Consider the following 21,964-nt stretch of genomic DNA (forward strand, 5'->3'; position numbering starts at 1 on the left):
CGGGCCGCTAACCTACGGTGGCCCCCTACCCTCGACCAGGATCGTGATCGATGAGCGACACCTACGGCACTGACCGGTTGCGCGCAGCCGTCCTCTCCGCGTGGACGGCCTCGCCCGCCCGGTTCCGCGAAGACGCCAACGCGGAGGAGGACTTCGCGCTCGGCGGCTACCGCGATCGGCTGATCGTCGAGCTGGCGCAGAATGCCGCCGACGCGGCGCTGCGGGCGGGCGTGCCAGGGGTGTTGCGGCTGACCTTGCGCGGTGACGTGCTGACGGCCGCCAACACCGGCGCCCCGCTCGACGCCACCGGCGTGGAGAGCCTGTCCACGCTGCGCGCCTCGGGCAAGCGTGACGAGGCCGGCGCGGCGGGCAGGTTCGGCGTCGGGTTCGCGGCCGTCGTGTCGGTCTGCGACTCGCCCTCGATCGGCTCGCGCGGGGCCCCCGCCGTGCGCTGGTCCCGTACGGAGACCGCGGCCATCGTGGCCGAGCTGCCCGCGCTGGCGGGCGAGCTGGCCGACCGGGGCGGGCACGTGCCGCTGCTGCGGCTGCCCTTCGACGAGCCGCCCCTCATCGACATCCCCGACGGCTTCGACACGCTCGTCCGGCTTCCGCTGCGCGACCAGGCGAGCGTGGAGGCGGTCCGGCGCATGCTGGCCGAGGCCAGTCCCGCGCTGCTGCTCGGCCTGCCGGCGCTGGAGAGCATCGAGATCGACGTCGACGGCTCCACCCACGCGGTGGCCGCCGACGGCTGGCACGTGGTGTCCGATTCCGGGGTGTTCACCCCCGAGGAGGTCGGCAGGCTCTTCGCCGACCGGCCCACGGAAGAGCGGGCCCGCCCCTTCTGGTCGCTGCGCTGGGCCGTTCCGGTGACCGGCACCGGCGAGCCGGGCGCGCTGCCCGCCTCCGTGCCGCCCGTGGTGCACGCCCCGACGCCCAGCGACGAGCCCATCGACCTGCCCGCGCTGCTCATCGCCTCGTTCCCGATGGCCACCGACCGGCGTCACGTGGCCAAGGGGCCGCTCACCGACTTCCTGGTCGAGCGGGCCGCCGACGCCTACGTCCGGCTGCTGCGCGAGCTGCCCCGCACGTCCAAGCTGCTCGACCTGGTGCCCTCGCTGATGGGCAAGGGCGAGCTCGACGCCCGCGTACGCAGGGCCGTGCTGCAGCGCCTGCCCGGCACGCCGCTGCTGCCCGCCCTGTCCGCGCCCGCCCCCGTCGTGCAGACGCCCTCCTTCGCCGACGAACGGGTCTACGAGCCCGACGCGGAGTGGCAGGTTGAGCAGCCCGCCCCCGAGCCCGACGGCGACGGCTGGGTGGTGCCGGGCCGCGAGGCGGCCGTCGTGGCCTCCGCCTCGGCCGAGCTGCTCGACACCGTGGCCGGCTTCGTACCCGGCCTGCTGCCCGCCGGCTGGCCCGCCCGCCACCCCGCCATGACCGCGCTCGGCGTGCGCCGGGTGGAGCTGTCCGACGTCGTCGACCTGCTGTCCGGTGAGGCCGCCGAGGCGCGCGAGCCGTCCTGGTGGCGCGCGCTCTATCAGGTCCTGCCGGCCGACGACCCCGAGTCGCTGGGCGCGCTGCCGGTGCCGCTGACCGACGGCCGGCTCGTCCGCGGCCCGCGCGGCACGCTGATCCTGACCGACGGCGGGGCCGAGCTCGACCTGTCCCCGCTCGGGCTGCGCATCGTGCACCCCGAGGCGGCCCATCCCGCGCTGCTGCGCCTCGGCGCGGCCGAGGCCACGCCGCGGACCGTGCTCGACGACCCGCTGACCAAGGCCGCCGTCGCGCAGTCGCTCGACAGCCCCGACCCCGAGCCGGTGGCGCGGGCCGTGCTGTCCCTGGTGGAGGCGTCCGGGCTGGCTCCCGGCGAGGCGCCGTGGCTGGCCGAGCTGGCCCTGCGCGGCAGCGACGGCGAGCTCTACCCGGCCGGTGAACTCATGCTGGCCGAGGGAGCGCTGGCCGGGCTGTTGGAGGCCGACACGCATCTCGGGGTGGCCGCGTCCGAGCTGGAGGAGGCTTACGGCGCTCGGGTGCTGGCGGCGGCCGGGGTGCTCGACGGGTTCGCCGTCGTGCACGAGCCCGACGTGCTGCTCGACCCTGACGACTGCGACCACGACCTCGACGGCGAGGCCGACTGGCTCGACCACGTGCTCGACCTGCTGCCCGAGCTCGACGTGCCGCCGCTGGTGCCCGAGTTCCTGGCGGTGCGCGACCTGGAGCTGGTGGCCGACTGGCCGGCCGCACTCCGGCTGCTGACCACGCCGCCGCTGCGGGCCGCACTCCATCCGCTGCGCGTCGAGGGCGTGGAGGTGCCGTCCTACACCGCCTGGTGGCTGGCCAACCACGCCGTGCTGGGCGGGCGCAAGCCGCTGGAGCTGCGCCTTCCCGGGGCCGACCCGCTGCTGCAGGGCCTCTACGCCGACGCGCCCGCCGGTCTCGACGAGGCCGCGCTGTCGATGCTCGGGGTCCGTACGACGCTGGCCGAGCTGCTGGCCTCCCACGGCGGCCCGGAAGAGCTCCTCGACCTGATGGCCGACGAGTCCATCGAGGTCGACCGGGCCCAGCTCCGTGCCCTGTGGACCGCGCTGGCCGCCGTGGACCCGTCGCGGGTCGCGCCGCCGTCGCGGGTGCGGGCCGTGCTCGAAGGGGTCATCGTGGTCGCCGCCGCGGACGACGCCGTCGTGGTGGAGGCGCCCGACCTGCTGCAACTCGTCCAGGACCGGCCGCTGGTGCTGGCCTCCTACGACCTGGCCGAGTCGCTGTCCGAGCTGCTCGACCTGCCGCTCGCCGGTGAGCTCACCTCGGGCGAGGTCACTTCAGAGGGGGTCCGGCGTGACGTGCCCGCCGAGGTCAGGTCGCTGCTGCCGACCGCGCCGGGCACGTACGTGGAGCATGAGAAGTTGCTGGTCGACGGGGTGGAGTGCGCCTGGCGGTTCTTCGAGGGCTCCGTGCACTGCACCGGGGTCGACGGGCTGGCCAGAGGGCTCGCCTGGGCCACGGGGCAGTGGAACGACCGGCTCGCGGTGGCGGCGCTGCTGCGCGACCCGAGCTCGGTGCCCCTCCTGCTCGCCGAGGCCGACCTGTCCTGAGCGCGGGGCCGGGGAGGCGCCCCCGTGTGGCCTCCCCGGTACGTCGTGCGGCGCCGGTCAGGCGGCGCAGGTGGTGCCGTTCGCCGGGACCTTGCCCTCCACCAGGTAGGCGTCCACCGTCTTCATGACGCAGCCGTTGCCGGTCAGATAGGCGCCGTGGCCCTCGCCCTCGTAGGTGACCAGGACGCCCGTCTTGAGCTGGTTGATCAGCTTGCCGGCCCACTGGTACGGCGTGGCGGGGTCGCCCTTGCCGCCGATGACCACGATGGGCGCCGAGCCGGTGGCGTCGATGCGCTTGGCCGCGTCGTCCCCGGGCACCGGCCAGTGGGCGCACGTCCCGGTGGCCCCGTCGAAGGAGAGGATCGGGAAGATCTTCTTCACCTTCTCGTTGACCCGGGCGGTGTGGGCGGCGGTCGGCCGCTCGGTGTTGTCCGCGCAGTTGATCGCCGTCAGGCTCGTCATCATCGTCGAGTACGTCCCGTCCGCCCTGCGCCCGGTGTAGGCGTCGGCCAGGGCGAGCAGGATGGTGCCGTTGCCCTTGATCGCGGCGGCGGTCGCCTGCTCCAGCATCGGCCACGTCTGCTGCGCGTACAGCGGCGTGATGACGGCCAGCTGGCCCAGGCCGTAGGTGAGCTCGCGGTCCCCGACCTTGATCGGCTTGGTCTTGAGCCCGTCGACGAAGTCCTCGATCGTCTTCTCCACGGCCGCCGGGTCGGCGCCCAGGTCGCAGCCCTTGGCCACGCAGTCCTTGGCGAACGCCGCGAACGCCTGGTCGAAGCCGGTCGCCTGGATGACGGCCCGCTCCTCGAACGTCACGGTCGGGTCGAAGGCGCCGTCCAGGACGAAGCGGCCGACGTTCTTGGGGAAGTGGGTGGCGTAGACGGCGCCGAGGTGGGTGCCGTACGACAAGCCGAAGTAGTTGAGCTGCTCGTCGCCGAGCGCGGCCCGCAGGACGTCGAGGTCCTTGGCCGCGTTGACGGTGCCGACGTGCGGGAGGACCTTGCCGGAGTCCTTCGCGCAGGCGTCGGCGTACTCCTTGGCCAGCGCGTCCTGGTCGGCGTCGAGGTCGGCGGTGAGCAGTTCCTCGATCTCGTCGCCGCACGTGACGCCCGAGCTGCGGTCGACGCCGCGGGGATCGAAGCTGACCAGGTCATAGCTCTTGCCCAGACTGGCGAAGGCCGTGGCGGCCATGGCCAGCGTGTCCACGCCCGAGCCGCCGGGGCCGCCGAAGTTGAAGACGAGCGAGCCGGCGCGCTCGCCGGTGGCCTTGATCCGGATGAGCGCCAGGTCGATCTTGTCGCCGTCCGGCTTGGCGTAGTCGAGGGGGACCGGGAGCTTGCCGCACTCGACGCCCGCGGCCGGGGTGGCCGGCTTGCCGTCGGGTCCGACGAGGTCGGTGCACGCGCCCCAGGCCACTGTGCCGGTGCCGGTGCCCGTGCTGGTGGCCGTGGGCTTCGCGCTGTCGCCCGCGGGTGCTGAAGTGCCGCCGGTGCCGCAGGCGGTGAGGACCGCGGCTCCCAGGAGGAGGGTCACTATGGGCTTCTTCATGCATCAAGGATGAGATGCCAGGCATATGCCGATGTAGTGGGCGGAAACACCACTTGTAGATGACTTCGGCGAACAGCTGGAGATGACGAATGTCAGCTCTCGTACGGAGCGGAAGTCAACGCGGTTTTGATGATCAGCCGTTTCTGGGGCGCCGGATGTACCAGAGGCCGAGCAGGCCGAAGCCGATGCCGGCCACGCAGGTCCAGATCCACCACGAGTTCTCCGGGGTGGGGCGGAAGATCAGCAGGGCGACCAGCGCGACGGCCCAGGCGGCCGTGCCGATGGCGACGGCGGCGGTGTCGTTGGTCTCGATGGGCTCCGGATCGGGATGCCACTGCTGCTTCACGTTGTCCAGCCTAGCTTCCAATCGGGTCTCGATCTCATCACTGGCTCTTTTCGCAGTTCACCACCTACTGTCACCCTTCGCGTCGTGAGCGACACACGTAACGCAATCGATCGTTTCTTCGCGATCTCCGCACGAGGTTCGACCGTCTCCCGTGAGGTACGGGGAGGCTTGGCCACGTTCTTCACGATGGCCTACATCGTGGTACTCAATCCCCTGATCCTGGCCAACGGCAAAGATGTCACCGGTGAGTTCATCGGTGACGGTACGGTGGCCAACGTGCCGCTCGTCGCCGCGGGCACGGCCTTCGTGGCCGGTGTGCTGTCGATCCTCATGGGGGTCGTCGGCAGGGTGCCCTTCGCGATGGCGGCCGGGCTCGGCCTGAACGCCTTCGTCACCTTCAGCATCGCCTCTGTGATGACCTGGGAGGAGGCCATGGGTCTGGTTTTCCTCGAAGGCGTCCTCATCACGATCCTGGTGCTGACCGGGTTGCGGACGGCCGTGTTCCACGCCATCCCGGCCCAGCTCAAGACCGCCATCAGCGTGGGCATCGGGCTGTTCATCGCGCTGATCGGCTTCGTGGACGCCGGGTTCGTGCGCAAGGGCGCCGGCACGCCGCTGGAGCTGGGCATCGGCGGCAGCCTCACGTCGTGGCCGATCTTCGTGTTCATCGTCGGGCTGCTGGCCACGGCCGCGATGGTGGCGCGCAAGGTCAAGGGCGCCATCCTCATCGGCATCGCCGGCACCACGATCCTGGCCGTCATCGTCGAACTGCTGGCCAAGGTGGGCCGGGCCTCGGCCGACAACCCCGGCGGCTTCCAGCTCAACGTGCCCACCGTGCCGGACCAGATCCTCGGCTTCCACAACCCGCTCGTGCTCTTCACCGAGTTCGACCCGTTCGGCGGGTTCGTCCGCGTGGACGTGCTGCTCGCCGGACTGTTCGTGTTCACACTGCTGATCACGGACTTCTTCGACACCATGGGCACCATCGTGGGCGTCGGGCGGCAGGCCGACCTGGTGCAGGAAGACGGGACGCTGCCGCGTACCAAGCAGATCCTGCTCATCGACTCGCTCGGCGCGGCGGCGGGCGGCGCGGGCTCCGTCTCGTCGAACACCACCTACATCGAGTCGGCGGCCGGTGTCGGCGAGGGCGCTCGCACTGGCCTCGCCAGCGTGGTCACCGGGCTGCTGTTCCTGCTGGCCATCTTCTTCGCGCCGCTGGTCGAGGTGGTCCCGTACGAGGCCGCCGCCCCGGCGCTGGTGCTGGTCGGGTTCATGATGATGACCGCGGTCAAGGACATCGACTGGACCGACTTCGAGATCGCCGTGCCGGCGTTCCTCACCGTGGTGCTCATGCCGTTCACGTACTCGATCTCCAACGGCATCGGCGCGGGCTTCATCACGTACGTGCTGATCAAGGTGGTTCGCGGTAAGGCGCGGGAGATCCACCCGCTGCTGTGGGGCGTGGCCTTCCTCTTCGCGCTCTACTTCGCGATCGGCCCGATCAGGGTGGCGCTCGGCATCTGACGATCCGCCCGAGTCCCGTCGATCCGGTCGGCGCGTCCCGTACGTCGATCCGGTCGAAGCCCGTCGAGATCGATCGAGGCCGTCCCGCGCAGGCGGGGCGGCTTCGAGGTATCAAGGGATCAGACGAACGTTCTGTACGGAAATATCCCATCATGCCGTATAGTTAGCAAAGGTAATGACTCATGCTAACCAAACCCCAGCCCAAGATGAACCTGCGCAGCGACGCGGGTCTCGCTTCAGCCCTGCGCGTTTCACTCGCAAGGCTGAACCGACGCCTACGACGACAGGCGGCAGCGCACACACTGACTCCCACGCAGTTCGCGACGCTCGCCGCGGTGGAACGGCATTCCGGGATAACCCCCGGCGAATTGGCCGAGCTCGAGAAGGTGCAACCGCCCTCGATGACCCGCGTGATCGCCGCGCTAGAGGAACGCGGCCTGGTCGCCCGCAGCCCGCATCCGACCGACCGGCGGCAGGTGACCGTCTCGGTGACCGAGGCCGCCGAGAAGTTGCTGAAGGAGGAGCGACGCCGCAAGGAGGCGTGGCTGACGCAACGCCTGAAGGAGCTGTCTCCGGAAGAGAGGGCGATCCTCAGACAGGCGGCACCGCTGCTGGAGAAGCTCAGCAGGATATAGAGCCTGAAGAACCCAAGACCGGGATGTTCCGGTCGCTCAGGATTCGTAACTACCGCATGTTTAGCGCGGGCGGCGCGGTGTCCAACGTCGGCACCTGGTTGCAGCGCACCGCCCAGGACTGGCTGATCCTCGACCTCACCCACGGCAGCGCGAGCGCCCTCGGTACGGCGACCGCGCTGCAGTTCCTGCCGATGCTGCTCTTCGGGATGTTCGGCGGCGTGCTCGCCGACCGCTACCCCAAGCGCCCGATCCTCATCACCGCCCAGTCGCTCATGGCCGGCCTCGCGCTGACCATCGGCCTGCTGACGATGACGGGCACCGCCCAGGTCTGGCACGTGTACGTCATGGCGTTCCTGCTCGGCATGATCTCCTGTGTGGAGGTGCCGACGCGGCAGGCGTTCGTGGTCGAGATGGTCGGCCGCCAGGACCTGCCCAACGCGATCGCCCTGAACAGCTCCATCTTCAACCTCGCCCGCGTGCTCGGCCCGGCGCTCGCCGGCGTGCTGATCTACGTCCTGGGCGGCACGGGGCCGCTGTTCCTGATCAACGCCCTGACCTTCGGCGGCGTCATCTCCAGCCTGGTCTTCATGCGCAAGGCCGAGCTGAACCTCTCCGAGCCGGTGCCCAGGGCCAAGGGGCAACTGCGCGAAGGGCTCCGGTACGTGCTCCGGCACGAGGAACTGCTGATGCCGGTGCTGCTGATCGCGTTCGTGTCGATGTTCTCGCAGTCGTTCTCGATGTCGATCGCGCTCATGGCCCGCGAGGTGTTCGCGGCCGGGGCGTCCTCGTTCGGGCTGGCCTCCAGCATGTTCGCGGTGGGAGCGTTCGGCGGCGCGCTGCTCGCGGCCCGGCGGGCGCGGCTGACGCGGAAGGTGCTCTTCTCTGGGGCGATCGGGTTCGGACTGTTCCAGATCCTGACCGGGATCGCACCGTTCTACCCCGTTTACCTGCTGCTGCTGGTCCCCACCGGGATCGCGTTGATCACCATCAACACGGCGGCCAACGCCAGCGTCCAGATCGCCACGTCCCCTGAGATGCGGGGCCGGGTCATGGGCATCTACATGCTGGTCTTCACCGGCGGAGCTCCCCTCGGGGCACCGCTGATCGGCTGGCTGTCCGAAATGGGCGGGCCGCGGATGGGCGTGATCCTGTCCGGCGCCCTGGTGCTCGTCGGCACGGGACTGGCCGTGGTGGTGACACGGCTGATCAGCTCACGGGTGGGCAGGCCGGCGCTCGCGGTGGCATGAGTCATTCACACACCGCGAAGCCCAGGCGACGCCCTTTGACCACAGGGTGACGAACTCCGAAGCGGTCGACGTAGGGCGACGGGCATGGGGAACGGCGCTGGGCTTGGAGCTAGGGGGCCGGGCGGACCGGCGGTGGGAGCCGGTGTGACGGGTGAGGCGAGGCCGGGGCAGAATCGCATGACATGAAGCTCTTCACGGCTCCTCCGGCACCGCCGGCATGAGGTTGTTCGCGGCTTTGGTTCCGCCTGATGAGGTGTTGGACGAGCTCTCCCACGCCATCGCCCCCCACGTCGGGCAGGTGCCGGGCCTGCGCTGGCCTGACCGTGCGACCTGGCACATCACGCTGGGGTTCTTCGGCGAGGTGCCCGAGGGGGTGCTGCCTGAGCTGGAGACGCGCCTGGCCCGGGCCGTGGCTCGCCACCCTGCGCCGGAGCTGTCGTTCGACCGCTTCGGCGCCTTCTCCTCCGTACGCCGGGCGCGGGTCTTCTGGGCGGGCGTCACCGGCGACCCCATGACCAGGCTGGCCGACTCCGTCAAGGCGGGTGCGCGCCGGGCGGGGGCGTCCGAGACGGACGACAAGCGTTTCCATCCGCACCTCACTCTGGCCAGGGCCAAGACGGAGCTCGATCTCCGCGACCTGGTCGAGTCGCTGGCCGGGTTCAGCGGCTCCGTCTGGCGGGCCGAGCACGTCCACCTGGTCCGGAGCCACACCGGGCCACAGGTGAGGTACGAGTCACTCGCCGAATGGGCGCTCGCACCCGCCGAGCGGGGCTAGGCTCCAGGTCGTGGATCGTCCTCGCCCCTGGCTGCTGCCCATCGTGCTCGGCCTCCTCCTGCTGATCGTGATCATCGGCGCCTGGCTGAGCTGAGCCGCCCGGCCAACCTGAGGTGCGCGGCATCCGGTGGCCTGAGGTGTGCGGCGCTCGAAAGAGCCACCCGCGACTCCCTGGTACGGCCACCCGCTGGTAGGCCCGCGCTGCCCTTGTATGGGACCCGCACGCACTGTCCTGCCACGGTCGCAACAGCCTGGCAAAGCCGTATCGCCTATGCCGGGCCGCACGCACCACGCTGGTACGCCGCACCCGCTGGTGGCGGCCGTGCCGTCTGTGTCGAACCCGCCTACGCAGCCCCCGTGGCGGTCGCGCTCATGCACCGCCCTGGGCAAGCCGAGGCCCGGTGGAAGAGCAGCCGGGCCTCGGGATGCGGTGTTACCAGGCGTAGTCCTCAGGGGCCGTGCGGTGGCCCGGGAAGATTTCGTCGATGCGGGCCAGGGCGGCCTCGTCGAGGTCGATCTCCAGGGCGCGCAGGCTGCCTTCGAGCTGTTCCATCGTGCGCGGCCCGATGATCGGGGCGGCGACGGCGCGCTGCTTGAGCAACCAGGCCAGGGCCACGTTGGCCGGGTCCTCGTTGAGCTCGTCGCAGAACTTCTCCCACTGCTCGATCTTGTCGCGGTGTCGTTCGAGCTGCTTGACCATGTTGTCGGCGGCCGAGCGGCCCTTGTCGATCTTGCGCAGCACGCCGCCGAGCAGGCCGCCGGCCAGCGGGCTCCACGGGATGACGCCGAGGCCGTAGTCCTCGCACGCGGGCAGCACTTCGAGCTCGGGAGCCCGGGTGAGCAGGTTGTAGTGGGACTGCTCGCTGATCAGGCCGGTGAAGTTGCGGCGGGCCGCCGTCTCCTGGGCCTTGGCGATGTGCCAGCCGGCGAAGTTGGACGAACCCACGTAAATGATCTTGCCCTGCTGCCGCAGGACCTCCATGGCCTCCCAGAACTCCTCGAACGGGGTGTCCCGGTCGACGTGATGGGCCTGGTAGATGTCGATGTAGTCGGTCTGCATCCGCTTCAGCGAAGCGTCGCAGGCCCGGCGGATGTTGAGGGCGGACAGCCGGCGTTCGTTGGGCCAGTCGCCCATGTCGCCGTAGACCTTGGTCGCGAGGACCGTCTTCTCACGCCGCCCGCCGCCCTGGGCGAACCACCGGCCGAGGATGTTCTCGGTGATCCCCGCGCCCTTCTGGCCCCCATAGACGTTCGCCGTGTCGAAGAAGTTCAGCCCCAGCTCGTGAGCCCGGTCCATGATCGCGAAGGAGTCTTCCTCCGTGGTACGCGGGCCGAAGTTCATGGTGCCGAGGCTGAGCGGGCTCACCAGGAGGCCGCTGCGTCCGAGATTGACGTAGTCCATGACTTCACCCTAAATAGCTGGAGTGCACTCCAGGCCAGAGGGTGGATTCGTGAACTCGGTCGACACCGGCGCCTGACGGGCGCATCATCGGTCGCGATGATCGCCCTGCTTCGCGCCGCCGTGCCGCTCTTTCTCGCCATGATCACCGGTCAGCTCGGCTCGCTCGTGGTCACCTCGGTGCTCGGTAACCATGCCACGGTCACGCTGGCGGCCTTCGCGGTGGTGACCGCCGTGCTCAATCCTGCCAGCACGGCCGTGCAGGGCTCGCTGCGCGGTCTCGGGCCGTTCGTCGCGCCGTACCGGGACGATCCGGCGGCGGCGGTGCCCGTGATCAGGGACGCCCGCTGGCTGAGCATGACCACCGGGCTGGTCGGCGCCACGGCCGTCGCCTGCGTGCCGCTGCTCGCCGGGGCCACCGGGGTGCCCGGCGAGGTGGTGGCGGAGATGGGGGCGCTGCCGTATTTGCTGGCGGTGTATCTGCTCGTCTTCGCCTCCACCGGCGGCGCCACCACCATCCTGGTCGCGCTCGGGCGCAGCGGGAGCGTGATGTGGCCGACCCTGTCGTTCGCGGCGCTGCTGGGCGGGCTGAGCGCCGTGCTGGTGCCGGCGCTGGGGCTGACCGGGGTCGGCGTGGCCTGGGTGACCGCGGGCGTGGTGTCGGCGGTGGTGGCCGCCCTCAGCCTGCGCCGGGCGCTCGGCCGGGCCATCGGCCAGGCCAGGCCCAGGATCCGCGAGATCATCACCCTGGCGAAGGTCAGCATCCCGCTGGCCGGCACCGTGCTGATCAAATTCGCCGTGCTCGGCGTGGTCACCCTCGCCGCGAGCACCACCGGCACCCGCGACACCGCCGCCCACGCGGTGCTGACCACGCTCACCGGCTTCATGATGGTGACCTCCCTGTCCATCGCCTCGGCCGCGTTGCCCGATGTGGCGCGCGCCACCGACACCGCCGGGGCCCGGCGGGCCCATCGCGGCGCGGTTCTGCTCGCCATAACAGGGACGCTTGTGGTGGCCGGTCTGCTGCTCGGGTTCGGGGAAAATCTTCTGGTGCTGTTCAGCGACGACGCGGCGGTGCGTGACCGGGTGCTCGGGCTGCTGCCGCTGATGCTGCTGGCCTCCGCGCTCGACGCGGCGCAGGCGGTGCAGGGCATGGGCCTCACCGCGCTCAAGCGCTCGTCGTTCAGCCTGATGTTCCTCGCGATCGGGTACGGCCTGCTGCTCCTGGCCGCCGTGCCCGTGGCCGGGACCTGGGGCATCACCGGCCTGTGGGCGGCCATGGCGGTGGCCAACGGGCTCCTGGTCGTGCTGCAGGGCACCGGTTTCCGCCGCCACAGCGCCAAGCTGGGCGCTCCTGGAACCCCGGAAGAGACAGATCCCCCGCCCACGCCCGACACGCGTACGAAGCCACCTGGCGCACCCGGCCGCTCATGACACCCACCGCGCACACCGTCTCACCCAGCGCCTGGTAGCCGCCAGCCATGACGCCGGCGTCGCGGCCGAGCGGGTGATCATCCGCACCATGGCTGACATCCGGATCAGCCCGGCAGGCAAGAGCCGCGCAGCGCTCAGGCGCTGGTCAGTATCCGTTCCGGTGTATCCAGCCAGATCGACTGGCCGTCCGGGGCAACGGTGAGGCCGTACCGGCGCCAGTGCGGCTCACCCCAGCTCACCCACTGGGCGTACGCCTGGAGGACCTCATCCCACACCGGCCTGTCGCCCACCTGCTGAACTCCGTGATCCACGCTCCCCGGCCGCCACGTGGCCACGGCCCACGAGCGGGTATCGTCCGGATCGTAGACCCACCTGCGCATGTACGGGCCGTTCTCGTCGGAGCCCTCGGTGGTGTGCGACAGCAGGCCCGTCAGCGCGCCGATGGCCAGATCCGCGCCCGCGCCGAGCTGGTCGAGCGCCCTAGGGTCGAGCGCCGTCCGGTAGTGCCGACGCCCTTCGCCCGGCGGCGGGTCCTCGCCCGGCTTGGGCCGTTGGGAGCGCATCATCATGTACCCGGCGTACCCGACCACCCGCCCGACCGCGGTCCCGTCCTTCTGCACCTCAAGGCGTAGCGCGTGGCTGGTGCCGTAGCCGGGATGCCAGGGCAGCACGATCACGCCGTCGGCCCGGGTCTGCTCCACCCACGCGTAGGGGATGTTCCGCACGCCGCAGGTGACGTGCACCCGGTCGTACGGTTCCCCGTTCGTGCAGCCGAACGCGCCGTCACCGACGAGCAGCCGTGGATGGAAGCCGGCGTCGCCCAGGTTCTTCGCCGCCTGCTCAGCGACCGTCGCGTCCACCTCGATCGAGGTCACCTCCCCCTGATCTCCGACGAGATGGGACAGCAACCCGGCCGTCCACCCTGTGCCGGTGCCGACTTCCAGCACCCGGTGGCCGGGCTCCACCCGCAAGTGGTTGAGCAGATCGGCGACCGTGCTGGGCGCGGACGCCGACGACGTGGAATCGCCCTTCAGGTTGGTCAGGTCGGTGGCGCCGTCGTCGAGCTGCGTGACGATGACGCTGGGCGAGTAGACGGTGTCCCACCAGAAGCCGGGGTCCTTGTCCTGGTCGATCAGGTACGGCTCGCCGTCCTCGACGACCAGGCCGATCGGAGGGACGAACAGGTGCCGGGACACGCTCCGTACCGCCGACTTGATGCGGTCGCTGATGTCGCCGGAGCCCTCGGGATCGAGGGCGGCGAGCAGCCGCGCCAGCCGCTGCGGCGTGACGCTCACTTCTTCTTGCCCTTGCTCTCGGCGTGGCCACCCTTGGGCTCTTGGTGCTGGTCGTTGGTGCTGCCGGTGCCGCCTTCCTTGCCGGTGATCTCCTTGTCCTCGGGGCTCTTGGGGTCTTCGTGCTTCCCGCCCACGTTGTCATCCTTCCGTGATTGTGGCTGCATGAGGGGAAGGTATGAAGCCGATGCGACGCGGCTCAATGCCATTGCCGCGCCTTGCGCACGTCAGTATCACGGGACGACGGTGCTGAGCCTCCTTGGCAATTTCTGGCAATCCTGTTGAGGGCGGGGTACGGCTGCGCGCAAGCTACGGCACACGGGTACTCGATCTCTCAGGAGGAGAACTGCCATGATGCTCCGGTTCCTTGGCAAGGATCCCGACAGCCCGAGCGGCGGGTCGCCCACATTGTGGCAGGACCAGGACACGGGCGATCTCATCGTGCAGGGCTACACCCTCACGGACCCCGTAGCCGTGGCGGAAGTCGGAGACATCCCCTCGGGGGAGGCTGTGGTCCGGATTCCGCTGCGGATGCTCCAATTCCTGCCAGAGGCCGAGCAGTGACCCCAGCCGAACGCGTCGACGAGGCCCTGCGGCAGTGCCGTCGCTCCGCACTCCACCTGGAGATGCGCGACGGCTACATGCTCGACGATCCCGACTACCACGCCTGGCAGGCCGGTCACCGGCTCGATCAGACAGACCGATCATCGTGGTGGCGGCCGTGGCTGCAGAACATCGCCGACGCTGTCGCCCGTGGTGTCCAGGTACGACGGGCGCGCATCGTGTCCGAACCCATCAGCGACTACATCCGCTACGAGTACGACATCACCTTCCCCAACATCCGGGCGGGTGAGGATGTCCGGTGGCTGCCGCGCAGGAGAGCCTCCGACCTCGCCCTCCCCGGCAACGACCTCTGGCTGTTCGACGGGGAAGTGCTGCTGATCAACCACTTCAGTGGCGAGGGGGATTGGCTGGACGTCGAGCACGTCACCGACCTTGACGTGATCAAATTCAGCGCCGAAGCGTTCGAGGCCGTCTGGCAACGCGCCATTCCGCACGACCGGTACCAGCCCGCCTGATCAAATAGACCATGCCCCTTTCGTCCTCCAGTGCCCAGCACGCGGCGAATGTGCTGGCAGCCAGGCTCCGCAAGGTCCGGACCGACGCCGGAATGACCGGCCGAGACCTCGCGGAACTGGCCGGTTGGCACCCCTCCAAGGTCAGCCGCATCGAGAACGCCCGCCGTACCCCCTCGACCGCCGACATCCGCGTGTGGTGCGGGCGCTGCGGCGTGCCCGACCAGGCAGGAGACCTGGTGGCCTCTCTGGAGGCCATCGAGGGCATGTTCGTGGAGTGGAAGGAGATGGAGCGCACGGGGTTGAAAGCCGCGCAGGAGTCCGTCATCCCCACCTGGGAGCGGACCCGGCACTTCCGCATCTACTCCTCCCACCTCATCCCTGGCCCGCTGCAGATCGCCACCTACATCGAGGCATTGCTGACCTCCCTCATGCATCGCCGGGGGTTGCCTGACGACATCGAGGAGGCCGTCCAGGTCCGGGTGGACAAGCAGCACATCATCCACGACGGCGGCCGGCGCATCGCGGTCATTCTGGAGGAGAGCGTGCTCCGCCAGCCCATTGGCGGCGTGGACATCATGGCCGCGCAGCTCGGTCATCTCCTGAGCATGAGCATTCTGCCGTCGATCTCCCTGGGGATCATCCCCCTGGGAGCCGACCGGTCCACGATCTGGCCGACCGAGGGCTTCTTCATGTTCGACGAGGCAGAGGTGACCGTCGAACTCGTCTCCGGCCATCTGACGATCACGCGGCCTCACGAGATCGGGATGTACGCCGACGTGTTCATGAGACTGGCGAACCTAGCGGTGTACGGCAAGGCAGCCCGCGCCCTCATAACGGCGGCGGTGGCCGCCCTCGACGAGTAGTCCCCAACCGCGTGGGCATGAGTGGCCGTTCGCGCCGCCACGAGCTTGATGGACGCCACGCCGTTGGAAGGCGGGCCCGAGGCGGTGCGTGGGGCATGATGGCGGCGTGGGGGACTTCGTGACCAGGGTGCTCGCCGCCGTCGCGGCTCTTTTCCTGCTGCCCGCCGCGCCCGCCTTCGCGGTGGACGACGACGGCACGGAGAAGTTGTTCGTCTTCAAGGATCCGCGGATCACGGAGTCGAGCGGGCTCGCGGTGTCGCCGACGCACGACGGCGTCTACTACACCCACAACGACAGCGCCGCCGCGCCCACCTTCTACGCCGTGGACGGCCGGGGACGCACGCGGGCCACCTTCCGGGTACGCGGGGCCGAGGCGCGCGACTGGGAGGCCATGGCCGCCACCAAGGACCCGGCGACCGGCCGGGGGGTGCTCTGGTTCGCCGACATCGGCGACAACCTGGACGGCGCGTGGCCGAACGTCTCGGTCTACAAGGTGACGGAGCCGCGTACGCTCAGAGACGCCACGCTGCCCGCGATCCGCTACCGCTTCCGGTATGCCGACGGCGCCCGCAACGCCGAAGGCGTCATGATCAACCCGGTGACCGGGCGGCTCTACGTGGTCTCCAAGGAGTTCGCCGGCTCGGTCTACGCGGCGCCGAAGAAGCTGCGCAGCGACAAGGTGAACGTGCTGCGCAAGGTCGGGGGCGCGCCCATCATGGCCACGGACGCCGCCTACGCGCCCGACGGCTCGTCCTACGTCGTGCGCACCTACTTCTCCGCCACCCTGTTCAAGCCGTCGGGCGAGACGATCGCCAAGGTGACGATGCCGGATCTGAAGCAGGCGGAGTCGATCGCGTACACGGCCGACGGGAAGGCGCTGCTCACCGGCTCGGAGGGCCCCGGCAGCCCCGTCTACCGCGTGCCGCTTCCCGACCGGGCGCGTCCCACCGCCACGCCCAGCCCGTCCAGCTCGTCCAGCTCGTCCGGGGCGGAGGAGCGTGAGCAGAGCGGCTCGCCCGTCGCCGCGCAGGCGGACTCCGGGGGCGGCGGGCTGACGGTCACGGACGTGCTCATCTGGCTGGCCGCCGCCGCGGCCGCCATCGGAGTGATCACCTTCCTGGCCCGCCGCACCCGCTGACCCGCACGAGAGGGCGCGTTGGCCAGGGGCGGCGCATGGCGGCGGTGAGCATGTCGCCCGGTCAGGGGCGGCGCATGGTGGCGGTGAAGAGGTCGCCTCTCAGTGCGCGTTCGACCACCTCGATCGAACGCGACAACCGCACCAGTCGCGGCCCCTCCTGCCGGTAGGTGTCGAGCACCGCCTCGATGGCGTGCGGCGGCAGATGCCCCTTGAGGTCGACGGCCGCCCCCCGGTAGCCGGCGCGCGCGGCCTCGACGGCCGAGGTGACGTGGTGGCGGGCCATGGCGGCCAGCGCCACGGGGTGCCGCCTGAGCACCTCGTACGCCCGGTAGTCGGGCGGCACCGCGTCCAGCAGCCAGGCCACGGCCGTGGTCTCCCAGTCGGGCACGCTGGGCGGCCGGACCTCCGGCGGCCACTCCGGCGGCAGATACATGAGACCATCGTACTCACGTTCGATTCCCGGCTGTGAGCATGCCTTGCGTTTCAAGGTGATCAAGAAGCCTTCTTGAGGGCTGGGTGCCGTGGAGCTGGTGCGGCCCTTGGGGCGTCCGGGGCCGGCCTTGGAGGGTTTCGGCTGGTTGTGCCGACGGGGAACAGGCCGGTCCAGGACAGGGACCAAGACCGCCTGGCAGCGCGCACGCGAGACCGTCCATCAGCGGTCGCGGGCCGGTCTCGGCAATCGGGTTGGGATCAGTCTGGTCGTCCAGGAGGATGAACGGTCATGCGGAAGCTCGAGTTCGAGGACACCTTCCAGGGCGATCGTGTCGAGGAGACGAAGTGGATCCCCTACTACTTGCCGCAGTGGACCACGCGGACAGCGGCGGCGGCCCGTTACCGGCTGGGCGACGGCCTGCTCCGCCTGCTCATCGAAGAGGAGCAGCCGCCCTGGCATCCCGAGACCGAAGGCGCCATGCGGGTCTCGTCGCTGCAGACCGGCATCTTCTCCGGCCCGGCAGGCAGCCGCATCGGGCAGCATGGCCGCGGCGCGGTAGTTCAGGAGGAGTATCCCGAACTGAGGCTCTACACCCCGCTGTACGGCCGGATCGAGATGCGCGCCAAGGCCGTCGACGACCCGCGCTGCATGGTGGCGTTGTGGATGATCGGCTTCGAGGACGAGCCGGAGCGCTCCGCCGAGATCTGCGTCGCGGAGATCTTCGGCCGCGATGTGGGCCCCGATGAGGCCCGGATCGGCATGGGGTTGCATCCTTTCGGTGATCCGTCGATCGCGGACGACTTCACGGTGGAGACCATGCCCATCGACGCCCGTGAGTTCCACGTGTACGCCGTCGACTGGACTCCCGGGCGGGTGTCCTTCTCCGTTGACGGGCAACACGTCAGGACCATAAACCAGGCGCCGGCGTACCCGATGCAGCTCATGCTCAACATCTTCGAATTCGAGCCGGGAGGCGTCTACCCGAAGGAATTCACCGTCGACTACGTTCGCGGCTACGCACAAGCGCCCCCCGCGGGGGGCGCGCTTGGGTAGGTTCGGCTCTCTGGCGGGACTGCGGAACCTTGAAACGCAAGCAGGCCAGGCATGATGGAGTGATGCCCCGTGTGATCGTCCTTGACGCGATGGGAGTCCTCTACCGGTACGGCGATGTTCAGGGCCGGGTGCTGATCCCCTACCTGCGGGCCCGTGGATGTGAGCGGACCGAGGCCGAGATCCGGGCCGCCTACCGGGCGGTCACGCTCGGGCGCATCACGACCGGGCAGTTCTGGGCGGCGGCCGGGCTGCCGGAGGAGAGGGACGAGGACTACTGCCAGGAGCACCGGCTCACCGAGGGCGCTGAGGAGGCTCTCGCCGAACTGGCGGGTGACGGCCTGGAGCTCGCCTGCCTGAGCAACGACGCGGCGGCGTGGTCCGCGCTCGTCCGCCGCCGTTTCGGCCTGGAACGGCAGGTCCGGCGGTGGTTCATCAGCTCGGATCTGCGCGCCCGCAAGCCTGACGAGAAGGCGTACGAGGCGGTGCTCGGCGCGCTGGGCCTCGCTCCTGAGGAGGTGGTGTTCGTGGACGACCGGCCGGTCAATCTCGCTCCCGCGCGTTCCCTGGGGATGAGGACGGTGCTCTTCCGCAGCGACGACACCGACGCCCACCCCGAGCCTGCCGCCGGAGGAGAACCGCACCGCGCCGCCGGGACGATGCCCGAGCTGGTCGCCGCGGTTCGCGAACTTTCCCCGGCACACGGCTGAGCCCGCTCGACCGGGTCTCCGGGGATATGGCGGTCATGAGCGGATGGCCGGAAAATCGGAGGTGTGAGGGAGAAGATCGGAGTCGTGGGCGCGGGCATCGTCGGTCTGGCCGTGGCGCGGGAGCTGGCCAGCGTCAGGGGCGCCGAGGTCACCGTGCTGGAGAAGGAGGGGCGCGTCGGCGCCCACCAGACCGGGCACAACAGCGGCGTCGTGCACGCGGGGATCTATTACCCGCCGGGCTCGCTGAAGGCCAGGCTGTGCCGGGAGGGCGTGGCGCTGCTCAAGGAGTACTGCGCCGCGCACGGGGTGGCCTACCAGGAGGTGGGCAAGCTGGTGATCGCCAGCACGCGGGCCGAGCGGCCCCGGCTGAGCGCGCTGGCCGAGCGGGCGCGGGCCAACGGCGTGCCGGGCATCGCCGAGCTGGACGCGCTGGCGCTGCGCGAGATCGAGCCGCACGCGGTCGGCGTCGGCGCCGTGCACTCGCCGTACACCGCGATCTGCGACTTCCCCGCCGTCGCGCGCCGGCTCGCGCTGGACGTGGCCGAGCTGGGCGGGTCCGTCCGGCTGGGGCATCCGGTCAGGGCGATCAGGGAGCGGGCGGACCGGGTCGAGGTGCTGGCGGGCCGGCGCAGGCACGTCTTCGACCAGCTGGTGGTGTGCGGCGGGCTGGGCACCGACGCGGTGGCCAGGATGGCGGGGGCGCCAGGGGACGTGCGGATCGTCCCCTTCCGGGGGGAGTTCTACGCGCTCAAGGGAGCGGCGCGAGACCTCGTGCGGGGACTGGTCTATCCGGTGCCTGATCCGCGCTACCCGTTCCTCGGCGTGCATCTGACGCGGCAGGTCGACGGCCGGGTGCTGGTGGGGCCGAACGCGGTGCTCGCCCTCGCCTACGAAGGCTACAGATGGCGAAATTTCCGTAATATCGGGCAAATTCTCAGCTGGCCGGGCACCCTGCGCATGGCCCGCTCCCACTGGCGGACGGGCCTGAGAGAGGTCCGCGGCTCGCTCTTGAAGAGCGCGTTCGTCGGCGACGCTCGCCGCTACGTGCCCGAGCTCACCGCCGCTGACCTGGAACGGGCTCCGGGCGGCGTACGCGCGCAGGCCGTGGCCCGCGACGGCCGCCTGCTCGACGACTTCGTCGTGGACGTGCACGGCAAGGTCGTCCTCGTCCGCAACGCGCCCTCGCCCGCGGCCACCTCAAGCCTGGCCATAGCCCGGCATATCGCCGGAATTGTCCCAGCACTCGTCCGATGAGGGCATCCTTGGAGGTGATGGAATCACGCCTGCTGATAGTCGAGGACGACCCGAACATCCTCGAACTCCTCGCCGCGAGCCTCAGGTTCGCGGGTTTCGACGTGTCCACGGCGAAGAGCGGCCTCGACGCCGTGGCCTCGGTGCAACGGCACCGCCCCGACCTCGTCGTGCTCGACGTCATGCTGCCCGACCTCGACGGTTTCGAGATCGTCAGGCGGATGCGCGGCGGCGGGGTGCACACCCCTGTGGTCTTCCTCACCGCGCGTGACGAGACGGAGGACAAGATCCGCGGGCTGACGCTCGGCGGCGACGACTACGTGACCAAGCCGTTCAGCCTGGAGGAGGTGGTCGCCAGGATCCACGCCGTGCTGCGAAGGACCAGCGGGGACTCACCGGCGGCGCCGCCCAGGCTCACGTTCGCCGACATCGAACTGGACGAGGAGAGCCACGAGGTGTGGCGCGGCGGCAACGCCGTGGCGCTGTCGCCGACCGAGTTCAAGTTGCTGCGTTACTTCATGACGAACGCCGGCCGCGTCCTGTCCAAGCCGCAGATCCTCGACCACGTCTGGGATTACGACTTCCGCGGCGAGGTGGGGATCGTCGAGTCGTACGTGTCCGTGCTCCGCCGGAAGATCGACAACCGGAGCCCGCGGCTCATCCACACCCTGCGGGGTGTCGGCTACGTCCTGCGTCTGCCACCGAGTCCCTGATGCGCGGCCTGCCGCTGCGGATCAAGCTGATCGCGTCGATGCTGACCCTGCTCGGCTTCGGCATGTTCTTCATCGGCCTGGTGAGCGTGTCCGTGCTGCACGGCTACCTGATCGACCGGGTGGACAGCCAGCTCCACCTGCTCAGCGCGCGGATGGAGAAGAAGGTCAGGAGCGACTGGCGGAAGGACAGGGAGACGGCCGAACGGCCGATCCTCATCGAGTCCGACGCCATCGCCCTGGTCAAGGAGCCGAACAGCGACTTCGTGCCGATGCTGACCGACCGGGACGTGGACGCCAAGCCGAAGCCGGTCCTGTCGACGTCGCCCGGCACCGAGGCCTATACGGCGCCCGCCATGAGCGGCCCCGGCGAGTGGCGGGTGCTGGAGACCGTGGACAGGTGGCGCACGCTGGTGGTCGCGGTGGACCTGGAGGAGGTCGACGCGATCACCCGGCGGTTAGTGCTCATCGAGCTGCTCGGCGGCGGCGGGATCCTGCTCATCCTGGCCGTGGCCGGCGTCACGATCGTCCGGCACAGCATGCGGCCGCTCGGCCAGATCGGACGTACGGCCGAGGCCATCGCCGCCGGCGAGCTGGGCCGGCGGGTGCCGGACGGCGACCCGCGCACCGAGGTGGGCGGCCTGGCCAGGTCGCTGAACGGGATGCTGGCCCAGATCGAGAGCGCGTTCGCGGCCAGGTCGGCCTCCGAGGAGGCGGCCCGGCGCTCCGAGGACCGCATGCGCCAGTTCGTCGGCGACGCCTCGCACGAGCTGCGCACCCCGCTGACCTCCATCCGCGGCTTCGCCGAGTACGCCAGGCAGAACCCGGGCGCCGACCCCGTCGAGCTGATGCAGCGCGTGGAGCAGGCCGCCGGCCGGATGAGCGTGCTGGTGGACGACCTGCTGCTGCTGGCCAGGGTGGACCAGCAACGGCCGCTGCGGATGCAGCCGGTGGACATGCTGGCGCTGGCGGCGGACGCCGTACAGGATGCCCGGATCATCGCGCCCGAACGGACGATCAAGCTCGACGTGGTCGGCGGCACGGCCCTGATCGTCTCCGGCGACGAGGTACGCCTGCGCCAGGTCATCAGCAACCTCGTCACCAACGCCCTCGTGCACACCGACCCCGGCTCCCCGATCATCGTGCGCACGGGGACGAGCGGCGACAAGCTCTTCGTCGAGGTCGTCGACCACGGTCCCGGCCTGACGCCCGAGCAGATCGAGCACGTCTTCGAGCGCTTCTACCGGGCCGACTCCGCCCGCTCGCGCCGCCGCTCGGCCGAGGACCGGGGCAGCGGGCTCGGCCTGGCCATCGTGCAGGCCCTCGTCCAGGCCCACGACGGCACCGTCACCGTGGAGAGCTCGCCCGAGGCCGGCTCGACTTTCCGGGTCGAACTCCCACTCGCCTTGGAGTGAGCCTTCAGCTAACCCTCAGGCTGCTGCGT

21 protein-coding genes are annotated in these 21,964 nt (G+C 70.2%); 15 read left to right on the top strand and 6 right to left on the bottom strand.

Annotated features, from left to right (window positions below; translation table 11 throughout):
- The first annotated feature begins 50 nt into the window (after positions 1-50).
- Positions 51-3,086, top strand: a complete 3,036-nt coding sequence (locus tag OIE67_RS51795) for a sacsin N-terminal ATP-binding-like domain-containing protein (protein WP_326634561.1) — start codon at positions 51-53, stop codon at positions 3,084-3,086.
- Positions 3,087-3,143: 57 nt separating this feature from the next.
- On the opposite strand, the gene OIE67_RS51800 is transcribed toward OIE67_RS51795, so the two are convergent.
- Entirely contained in the window at positions 3,144-4,634 is a 1,491-nt protein-coding gene (locus OIE67_RS51800; RefSeq protein ID WP_326634562.1) for an alpha/beta hydrolase, read from the bottom strand.
- Between the two features lie 133 nt (positions 4,635-4,767).
- The gene (locus OIE67_RS51805) at positions 4,768-4,980 is read right to left on the bottom strand and encodes a DUF2530 domain-containing protein (RefSeq protein ID WP_326634563.1); all 213 of its coding nucleotides are present in this window, start codon (positions 4,978-4,980) and stop codon (positions 4,768-4,770) included.
- A gap of 84 nt (positions 4,981-5,064) precedes the next feature.
- On the opposite strand from OIE67_RS51805, the gene OIE67_RS51810 reads away from it, so the two are divergent.
- The 4 genes from OIE67_RS51810 (at position 5,065) to thpR (ending at position 9,161) form a co-directional block, all read left to right on the top strand.
- Entirely contained in the window at positions 5,065-6,504 is a 1,440-nt protein-coding gene (locus OIE67_RS51810; RefSeq protein ID WP_326634564.1) for an NCS2 family permease, read from the top strand.
- A 182-nt stretch (positions 6,505-6,686) separates the two neighbouring features.
- Positions 6,687-7,139, top strand: a complete 453-nt coding sequence (locus OIE67_RS51815) for a MarR family winged helix-turn-helix transcriptional regulator (RefSeq protein ID WP_326634565.1) — start codon at positions 6,687-6,689, stop codon at positions 7,137-7,139.
- Positions 7,140-7,162: 23 nt separating this feature from the next.
- On the top strand, positions 7,163-8,386 hold the full coding sequence (locus tag OIE67_RS51820; RefSeq protein ID WP_326634566.1) for an MFS transporter: 1,224 nt from the start codon (positions 7,163-7,165) through the stop codon (positions 8,384-8,386).
- Positions 8,387-8,603: 217 nt separating this feature from the next.
- The gene (gene thpR / locus OIE67_RS51825; protein ID WP_326634567.1) at positions 8,604-9,161 is read left to right on the top strand and encodes an RNA 2',3'-cyclic phosphodiesterase; all 558 of its coding nucleotides are present in this window, start codon (positions 8,604-8,606) and stop codon (positions 9,159-9,161) included.
- 433 nt (positions 9,162-9,594) lie between these two features.
- Here thpR and OIE67_RS51830 read toward each other — a convergent pair whose 3' ends face one another.
- On the bottom strand, positions 9,595-10,563 hold the full coding sequence (locus OIE67_RS51830) for an aldo/keto reductase (RefSeq protein WP_106250633.1): 969 nt from the start codon (positions 10,561-10,563) through the stop codon (positions 9,595-9,597).
- Positions 10,564-10,659: 96 nt separating this feature from the next.
- Here OIE67_RS51830 and OIE67_RS51835 point away from each other — a divergent pair, with 96 nt between their 5' ends.
- Positions 10,660-11,994 carry an MATE family efflux transporter gene (locus tag OIE67_RS51835; protein ID WP_326634568.1) on the top strand — a complete coding sequence of 445 codons (1,335 nt, stop codon included), beginning with the start codon at positions 10,660-10,662 and terminating at the stop codon, positions 11,992-11,994.
- Between the two features lie 134 nt (positions 11,995-12,128).
- On the opposite strand, the gene OIE67_RS51840 is transcribed toward OIE67_RS51835, so the two are convergent.
- Together OIE67_RS51840 and OIE67_RS51845 are read right to left on the bottom strand one after the other, a co-directional pair.
- On the bottom strand, positions 12,129-13,289 hold the full coding sequence (locus tag OIE67_RS51840) for a methyltransferase domain-containing protein (RefSeq protein WP_326634569.1): 1,161 nt from the start codon (positions 13,287-13,289) through the stop codon (positions 12,129-12,131).
- Positions 13,286-13,423 carry a hypothetical protein gene (locus tag OIE67_RS51845; RefSeq protein WP_326634570.1) on the bottom strand — a complete coding sequence of 46 codons (138 nt, stop codon included), beginning with the start codon at positions 13,421-13,423 and terminating at the stop codon, positions 13,286-13,288. The genes OIE67_RS51840 and OIE67_RS51845 overlap by 4 nt, the downstream gene beginning before the upstream one ends.
- 214 nt (positions 13,424-13,637) lie before the next feature.
- On the opposite strand from OIE67_RS51845, the gene OIE67_RS51850 reads away from it, so the two are divergent.
- From OIE67_RS51850 to OIE67_RS51865, 4 genes are all read left to right on the top strand, one after another.
- Positions 13,638-13,850 carry a hypothetical protein gene (locus tag OIE67_RS51850; protein WP_326634571.1) on the top strand — a complete coding sequence of 71 codons (213 nt, stop codon included), beginning with the start codon at positions 13,638-13,640 and terminating at the stop codon, positions 13,848-13,850.
- The gene (locus tag OIE67_RS51855) at positions 13,847-14,365 is read left to right on the top strand and encodes a DUF6879 family protein (protein ID WP_326634572.1); all 519 of its coding nucleotides are present in this window, start codon (positions 13,847-13,849) and stop codon (positions 14,363-14,365) included. Before OIE67_RS51850 ends, OIE67_RS51855 begins: the two co-directional genes overlap by 4 nt.
- 11 nt (positions 14,366-14,376) lie before the next feature.
- Positions 14,377-15,228 (top strand): helix-turn-helix domain-containing protein, encoded by an 852-nt coding sequence (locus OIE67_RS51860; protein WP_326634573.1) that lies wholly within the window; start codon positions 14,377-14,379, stop codon positions 15,226-15,228.
- Positions 15,229-15,334: 106 nt separating this feature from the next.
- Complete coding sequence (locus OIE67_RS51865; protein ID WP_326634574.1) at positions 15,335-16,366, top strand: hypothetical protein; 1,032 nt, start codon at positions 15,335-15,337, stop codon at positions 16,364-16,366.
- 61 nt (positions 16,367-16,427) lie between these two features.
- On the opposite strand, the gene OIE67_RS51870 is transcribed toward OIE67_RS51865, so the two are convergent.
- Entirely contained in the window at positions 16,428-16,799 is a 372-nt protein-coding gene (locus OIE67_RS51870) for a hypothetical protein (protein WP_326634575.1), read from the bottom strand.
- 288 nt (positions 16,800-17,087) lie between these two features.
- Here OIE67_RS51870 and OIE67_RS51875 point away from each other — a divergent pair, with 288 nt between their 5' ends.
- The 5 genes from OIE67_RS51875 to OIE67_RS51895 all read left to right on the top strand — a co-directional run bounded on the left by OIE67_RS51875 (position 17,088) and on the right by OIE67_RS51895 (position 21,935).
- A complete protein-coding gene (locus OIE67_RS51875; RefSeq protein ID WP_326634576.1) occupies positions 17,088-17,852 on the top strand; it encodes a glycoside hydrolase family 16 protein in 765 nt (254 codons plus the stop codon).
- Positions 17,853-17,914: 62 nt separating this feature from the next.
- Positions 17,915-18,559: an HAD family hydrolase gene (locus tag OIE67_RS51880; RefSeq protein WP_326634577.1), complete on the top strand. Its 645-nt coding sequence runs from the start codon at positions 17,915-17,917 to the stop codon at positions 18,557-18,559.
- A 63-nt stretch (positions 18,560-18,622) separates the two neighbouring features.
- On the top strand, positions 18,623-19,813 hold the full coding sequence (lhgO, locus tag OIE67_RS51885) for an L-2-hydroxyglutarate oxidase (protein WP_326634578.1): 1,191 nt from the start codon (positions 18,623-18,625) through the stop codon (positions 19,811-19,813).
- Between the two features lie 17 nt (positions 19,814-19,830).
- Positions 19,831-20,523, top strand: coding sequence for a response regulator transcription factor (locus OIE67_RS51890; protein WP_106250846.1), 693 nt, complete (start codon positions 19,831-19,833; stop codon positions 20,521-20,523).
- Positions 20,523-21,935: a sensor histidine kinase gene (locus OIE67_RS51895; RefSeq protein WP_326634579.1), complete on the top strand. Its 1,413-nt coding sequence runs from the start codon at positions 20,523-20,525 to the stop codon at positions 21,933-21,935. The genes OIE67_RS51890 and OIE67_RS51895 overlap by 1 nt, the downstream gene beginning before the upstream one ends.
- Positions 21,936-21,964 lie beyond the last annotated feature (29 nt).

Origin of the sequence: Nonomuraea fuscirosea, assembly GCF_035917475.1 — a bacterium.
Taxonomy (GTDB): Bacteria; Actinomycetota; Actinomycetes; order Streptosporangiales; family Streptosporangiaceae; genus Nonomuraea; species Nonomuraea fuscirosea.

Bases quoted from the DNA above. Each gene is read 5' to 3' on its own strand.
- OIE67_RS51835 (WP_326634568.1), top strand. From the start codon at position 10,660: ATGATCGCCCTGCTTCGCGCCGCCGTGCCGCTCTTTCTCGCCATGATC.
- OIE67_RS51860 (WP_326634573.1), top strand. From the start codon at position 14,377: ATGCCCCTTTCGTCCTCCAGTGCCCAGCACGCGGCGAATGTGCTGGCA.
- OIE67_RS51795 (WP_326634561.1), top strand. From the start codon at position 51: ATGAGCGACACCTACGGCACTGACCGGTTGCGCGCAGCCGTCCTCTCC.
- OIE67_RS51820 (WP_326634566.1), top strand. From the start codon at position 7,163: ATGTTCCGGTCGCTCAGGATTCGTAACTACCGCATGTTTAGCGCGGGC.
- thpR (WP_326634567.1), top strand. From the start codon at position 8,604: ATGAGGTTGTTCGCGGCTTTGGTTCCGCCTGATGAGGTGTTGGACGAG.
- OIE67_RS51830 (WP_106250633.1), bottom strand. From the start codon at position 10,563: ATGGACTACGTCAATCTCGGACGCAGCGGCCTCCTGGTGAGCCCGCTC.
- OIE67_RS51890 (WP_106250846.1), top strand. From the start codon at position 19,831: ATGGAATCACGCCTGCTGATAGTCGAGGACGACCCGAACATCCTCGAA.
- OIE67_RS51850 (WP_326634571.1), top strand. From the start codon at position 13,638: ATGATGCTCCGGTTCCTTGGCAAGGATCCCGACAGCCCGAGCGGCGGG.
- OIE67_RS51815 (WP_326634565.1), top strand. From the start codon at position 6,687: ATGCTAACCAAACCCCAGCCCAAGATGAACCTGCGCAGCGACGCGGGT.
- OIE67_RS51895 (WP_326634579.1), top strand. From the start codon at position 20,523: ATGCGCGGCCTGCCGCTGCGGATCAAGCTGATCGCGTCGATGCTGACC.
- OIE67_RS51870 (WP_326634575.1), bottom strand. From the start codon at position 16,799: ATGTATCTGCCGCCGGAGTGGCCGCCGGAGGTCCGGCCGCCCAGCGTG.
- OIE67_RS51875 (WP_326634576.1), top strand. From the start codon at position 17,088: ATGCGGAAGCTCGAGTTCGAGGACACCTTCCAGGGCGATCGTGTCGAG.
- OIE67_RS51880 (WP_326634577.1), top strand. From the start codon at position 17,915: ATGCCCCGTGTGATCGTCCTTGACGCGATGGGAGTCCTCTACCGGTAC.
- OIE67_RS51800 (WP_326634562.1), bottom strand. From the start codon at position 4,634: ATGAAGAAGCCCATAGTGACCCTCCTCCTGGGAGCCGCGGTCCTCACC.